Here is a 5,409-nt window from a genome sequence, read left to right on the forward strand (position 1 = left end):
CTTGGGGAAATAGGGCCGCAGACGATCCATCTGCTCGTCACTCAGCCAGTACAGGTCGCTCATGCTCAGTCTCCTTACGGAGCCTGAATCAGATCGAGCCTCTCACATCAATGGGTCCTGAGCCTAGCTGGCGGTTCGTGGAGGTGCCGTTCCGCCGGGCGGCGACAATGCCGCTGCGCCGCTTCGTGCCGATTGTCCTGGCCGGCACGGTGCTGCTGCTCGCGATCGGCATGGTGTTGCACGTCAAACAGGGTTTCCCGCGCTGGACCTTCCCGAACATAGCGCATTCGGGAGATGTCCTGTTCTCGTATAACGAACGCATCCGTCGCTATTCGACCGGCGCGTTTCCGGACAACGGCCGGGCCAACTACCTGCTTGTCGGCAATAGCTACGGCCGTGATGCCGGAAACCTGCTGCTCGAGGCCGGGGTGGTTGAGAACCGCAATCTCGTCTATGTCGAGGGCTATCCGGACACGCCGGCCGGACGGCCGGTTTCGGCGGAGGAGCGCCGGCTTTATGCCACGGCGACGATGGTGATTGTCGCCCTGTTTGACCAGGACGCGCGCGAAGTGGCGCGGATCGGCAAGGTGCTGTCGGGGCTGACCGCCGCGCCGGTGGTGTTCATCGGATCGAAGAATTTCGGATACAACATCAATCCGTTCGGCCGAGTGCCGATGCGCGACAGGGAGGCAAGCCACGCGGCGGTGCCGGGCGAGATGGTGCGCGCGAATGACGCCCTGGTCCGCGCGTTGCCGGCGGCGCAGTATCTCGACCTGATCAGGCTGCTCGGGACGGACGGCAGGCATATCCGCTTCTTCGACGATGCCGGCAACCCGATGACCCCCGACCGGCGGCACCTGACCCGCTATGGCGCGCTGTACCTTGCCGCGCGGTTGCGGGAACGCCAGCCTGCGGCTTGGCGGACGATCGAGACCGGGGTGGCGCGGTAGGCTCAGGCGGCGGCGAGCGCGCGGTTGGCGGCGGCCAGCGCGGCGGCCAGCACCTCCGCATAGGGGGCGCGGGCGTCTAGGTCGACGATCGGCGCCCCGCTGAAGCGGAGCAGTGGGGTGGCGGCGACCTTGCGTTGGATCAGCGGGCGGGCGTGGTCGGGCTTGCGGGCGAGGGCGGTTTCGACATCGACGTTGAGGCGGATGACCAGGGTCGGCCGGTGTTCGGCCATCCAGGCGTAGAGCGCGCGTTCCTTCGCGGCGAGGCGGCGGACCGCCCAGCCCTCCGCCCGCGCTGCCGACAGCGCCGGGCCGTCGTAGAAGCCGGGGACATCCACCTGCGGATAGCGGTCGGTGAGGACGGTGACGCCCTGGCGGCGCAGCGCCAGCGTGCGCAGGAAGCGGCGGCGGCGGACCAGCGAATAGCGGTAGAGGACGAGAGCGGTCGCCAGGCCGGGGATCTTCGCGTCCTTGTCGCGGGCCTGGCCGGCCTTGCGGCTGAGGAAGCCCTCCAGCAGCGGGCCGATGAGCGGCCAGCGCTTGATCCGGTTGCCGAGATCGCCGGTGCCGAGGCCGAGATAGCACAGCTCGACCCGGCGACCGTCGGCGCGCAGGGCCTTCAGCAGGTCGGCGGTGACGGTCGACTTGCCGGACCCGTCGGTGCCGACGACGGCGATCAGCGGCGCCAGCGCCTCCGTTTCCGCCACCGTCAGCTAAGGTCCTTGAAGAAACCGCCCATCTTCATGCCGCCGATGATGAAGCGGACGACGACCAGCGCGCCATAGGCCTTGAACCACGGGATCTGATGCGCGGGCACGGCGGCCGGATCGAAGCCGACGCGGGCGAAGGCGTAGAGGGCGATCGCGGTGGCGAGCAGGAACAGTTTGTTCTGTTCCCGCCAGATCATCCGCCGCCACCAGAACGGGTATTTGGGCTTCACCCAGCCGTGGAGCCGGGGGAGGAGGGCCGGCACGTCCTTGGCCCAGGCGGTGTGGGCGGCGCCGAACTTGTCGCGCAGATATTCCTCCTCGTAGACCGAGATACGTTCGTAGACGAGGATGGCGAGCAGAAACACGATCGCGCCGTAGACCCACGAGCCGGTCAGCATCGCGATGCCGGTGAAGTTGAGGATGCGGCCGACATAGAGCGGGTTGCGGACCAGCGAGTAGGGGCCGGTGGTGTTCAGCTCCATCGCCTCGGCGGCGACCTTGGCGCGGCCGGATGTGCCGAGGGCGGCGAAGCCGGAGGTGACGACGCGGACGAGGGCGCCGGAGGCGGCGACCGCGAAGGCCAGCCAGAACCAGGCGCAGTTGGCCTGCGCATCGGCGAACGGGCCGCTGATGCCGGTGCACCAGACGATCACCGCGCCGACGGCGATGATGGTGTAGATGTAGAGGCCACGAACGAAGAACAGCCGCTTGCCGCTGCGGGCCATTTCTTGCTGGTACATGATCGGGCAGTCCTTCCGCGCTGTGGTGCCGGCTCCCCTAGCCAATCAGCATGCGTCGCGCCATATGACAATGCCATGACGGTGACGGGCGGCTGGACCGCGATCATCCTTGCCGGCCAGCGACCGGGGGCCGACCGGCTGGCCGAGGCGTTCGGCGAAACATATAAGGCGCTGATCCCGGTCGGCGGCGTGCCGATGGTGGCGCGGGTGGCGGAAACGCTGCTGGCGGTGCCGGCGATCGGGCGGATCATCCTGTTGTCGCAGGAGCCGGCGGTGCTGCGCCCGGCGCTGCCCGACGACCCGCGCATCGGCTATGCGACGGCGGGGGCCGGGATAGCGACGAGCATCGAGGCGCTGACCGGGGGCGAGGCGCCGTGGCCGGTGTTCGTCACCACTGCCGACCACCCGCTGCTGAGCGTGGAGATGGTGACGGCGTTTCTCGACGGGGCGGGCGACGGCGACGTCGCGGTGGCGGCGGTCGAGCGGCGGACGATGCTGGCGCGCTACCCGGAGACGAAGCGGACCTGGCTGCGCTTTCGGGACGGGGCGTGGTCCGGCGCCAACCTGTTCGCGCTTCGGACCCCGGCGGCGGCGAAGGCGCTCGCCCTGTGGGCGGAGGCGGAGCGGGACCGCAAGACGCCGTGGAAGCTGTTCCGCCATTTCGGGCCGGTGCTGGCGTTGCGGGCGATCAGCCGGACGATCGGCTTTGCCGCAGCAATCCGGGCGGCGGGGCGGCGCAGCGGCTTTGCGGCGACGCTGGTGCCGCTCGACGACGCGGAGGCGGCGATCGACGTCGACAAGGTCAGCGACCACGCGATGGCCGAGGCGATCTTATCAACTAGGTTATCAGGTGTGACACACGGCTGAAACATTGCGCGGATAGAGGTGATGCCCTGCGATAAGTAACGGGGCGCACCCTGCCATGAATCCGATCACGTCATCGTTGATAAGCGATGAGACGAAGCATTCCCTGCGCGTCATGCTGGTTGCGAAACATGCGTTGTGGCAGGGAGGTCTGCACCCGGAGGACGGGAATCATGCCCCTTATCATGCCGAGATTCGCGAAGTATTGCGCGGTATGGGATTGCAACTGACGGTTGCCGATTCCTACGCCGCGCTGTTCGGCACGCCGGATGTCGATTTCGTCTTTCCATTGCTGAACCGCGGTGGTTTCCTGAATTCGGAGATGCTGCTGCCGCTGCTGTGCACGCGCGCCGGCATTCCGTTCCTGGGCGCCAGCCCGATCCTGCGCGGGCTGGGCGACGACAAGCATCTCGCCAAGCTGGAGGCGCAGGCGCGCGGCGTGCCGACCGCGCCGTGGGTGCTCTACCGCCGCGGCGCGCCGGTGCGCGAAGGCGCCTGCCCGATGAGCGCGCGGATGGTGGTGAAGCCCAACGCGTCGTCCGCGTCGTGGGGCGTGCGCGACGCCGATAGCTGGGCCGGGGTCAAGGCGGCGGTCGAGGCGATCCACGCCGAGGGCCATGACGCGATCGTCGAGCCGTTCGTCGCCGGCAGCGACATAGAGGTGCCGGTGATCCTGCAGGGCGGGGTGCCGGTGATCCTGCCGATGATGCAGTTCGCCCAGGCCGACCCGACGCTGCTGCGCACCTATGATGAGAAGCGCGACCTAGCCGAGGGCGGCCAGCGTTACGAGACCGTCGCCTATGAGGACGCCCGCTGGCAGCCGCGCGTCGCCGAGCTGACCCGCTGGATGGCGGAGGTGTTCCACCCGTTCGACTATGGCCGGTTCGAGTTCCGCTACGACGTGGAGCGTGACGAGATGCTGTTCATGGAAGTCAACCTGAACTGCAACCTGTGGTCGAAGAAGGCGTTCGCCGGGTCGGCGGCGCTGGCCGGCCTCAGCCATGCCGAACTGATCGAGACGATCCTCGCCGAGAGCCTGCTGCGCCAGGGGCTGATGGCGCGCGACCAGGCGCTGGCGGCCTGAACGCCGTGGCGCTGCCCCCGTTCACCGCGATCGTCCTTGCCGCCAGCCGCGCCGGGGATGCCGACCCGCTGGCGGTGGCGGCGGGCGTGTCGCACAAATGCCTGGTGCCGGTCGCCGGCCAGCCGCTGATCGTTCATGTCGTCGCCGCGCTGGCGCGGGTGCCGGGGGTGGAGCGGGTGCGGATCGTCGTCGAGCCGGCGGCGTTCGCGGCGGTGCGCGCCGTCGCTACCGGCCTTGGCGTCGCCGTCGAGCCGGTCGTCGCGGCGGACAATCTGGCCGACAGCGTCCGCGCCGGGGCCGAGGGCATTGCCGGGCCGCTGATCGTCACCACCGCCGACAACGTACTGCTGAGCCCGGACGCGGTGCGCGCGATGCGCGTCGCGCTGCACGGCGGCGCCGAGGGCGCGGTGGCGCTGACCACCCGCGCCGCGGTGCTCGCCGCCCACCCGGACGGGCAACGGCGGTTCCACCGGTTCCGCGACGACGCCTATTCCAACTGCAACCTCTACGCGCTGGCCGGCGCGCAGGCTCTGTCCGCCGCCGACGCGTTTCGCGGCGGCGGGCAGTTCGCCAAGAAGGCGGGGCGGATCGTCGCCGCATTCGGGCTGGCCAACCTGCTGCTGCTGCGGCTGGGGGTGCTGAGCGCCGACGGGGCGATGCGGCGGATTTCCCGCCGGTTCGGCGTCACCATCCGCGCGGTAGTGCTGCCCGACGGCGCCCAGGCGATCGACGTCGACAACCCCCGCACCCACGCGATTGCCGGCGAATTGCTGGCGATGCGCGCGCCGGCGCCGCTCGACGCGGCGGCGTAGGGGCGGAGAGCGCGGGCTGCGAGGGTTTCAGATGTTCAGAGCCAATATGACATAGGCTGACGTTCGTGAAATGTTAGTTCTTAGGCTCAGGACCCATTGATGTGAGAGGCTCGATCTGATTCAGACTCCGTAAGGAGACTGAGCATGAGCGACCTGTACTGGCTGAGTGACGAGCAGATGGATCGTCTGCGGCCCTATTTCCCCAAGAGCCACGGGAAGCCGCGGGTTGACGATCGGCGGGTGTTGAGCGGT

Annotated in this window: 6 protein-coding genes and 1 pseudogene; 5 read left to right on the plus strand and 2 right to left on the minus strand. The window is 68.9% G+C overall.

Annotated features, from left to right (window positions below; translation table 11 throughout):
- Positions 1 to 110 precede the first annotated feature (110 nt).
- Positions 111 to 950: a hypothetical protein gene (locus E4A53_RS14520; RefSeq protein ID WP_136163832.1), complete on the plus strand. Its 840-nt coding sequence runs from the start codon at positions 111 to 113 to the stop codon at positions 948 to 950.
- Positions 951 to 952: 2 nt separating this feature from the next.
- Here E4A53_RS14520 and E4A53_RS14525 read toward each other — a convergent pair whose 3' ends face one another.
- Both E4A53_RS14525 and E4A53_RS14530 read right to left on the minus strand, forming a co-directional pair.
- Positions 953 to 1,654 (minus strand): nucleoside/nucleotide kinase family protein, encoded by a 702-nt coding sequence (locus E4A53_RS14525; protein WP_206366340.1) that lies wholly within the window; start codon positions 1,652 to 1,654, stop codon positions 953 to 955.
- A gap of 2 nt (positions 1,655 to 1,656) precedes the next feature.
- On the minus strand, positions 1,657 to 2,397 hold the full coding sequence (locus E4A53_RS14530) for a methyltransferase family protein (RefSeq protein ID WP_136163834.1): 741 nt from the start codon (positions 2,395 to 2,397) through the stop codon (positions 1,657 to 1,659).
- A 75-nt stretch (positions 2,398 to 2,472) separates the two neighbouring features.
- Here E4A53_RS14530 and mobA point away from each other — a divergent pair, with 75 nt between their 5' ends.
- From mobA to E4A53_RS14550, 4 genes and pseudogenes are all read left to right on the plus strand, one after another.
- Positions 2,473 to 3,264, plus strand: coding sequence for a molybdenum cofactor guanylyltransferase (gene mobA / locus E4A53_RS14535; RefSeq protein WP_136163835.1), 792 nt, complete (start codon positions 2,473 to 2,475; stop codon positions 3,262 to 3,264).
- 211 nt (positions 3,265 to 3,475) lie between these two features.
- Entirely contained in the window at positions 3,476 to 4,345 is an 870-nt protein-coding gene (locus E4A53_RS14540) for a D-alanine--D-alanine ligase family protein (RefSeq protein ID WP_338055003.1), read from the plus strand.
- A 5-nt stretch (positions 4,346 to 4,350) separates the two neighbouring features.
- Positions 4,351 to 5,157 carry an NTP transferase domain-containing protein gene (locus E4A53_RS14545; protein WP_239018326.1) on the plus strand — a complete coding sequence of 269 codons (807 nt, stop codon included), beginning with the start codon at positions 4,351 to 4,353 and terminating at the stop codon, positions 5,155 to 5,157.
- Positions 5,158 to 5,301: 144 nt separating this feature from the next.
- Positions 5,302 to 5,409, plus strand: a pseudogene (locus E4A53_RS14550) (IS5 family transposase); the annotation flags it as partial.

Source organism: Sphingomonas flavalba (assembly GCF_004796535.1).
In the GTDB taxonomy this organism is placed as follows: domain Bacteria; phylum Pseudomonadota; class Alphaproteobacteria; order Sphingomonadales; family Sphingomonadaceae; genus Sphingomonas_L; species Sphingomonas_L flavalba.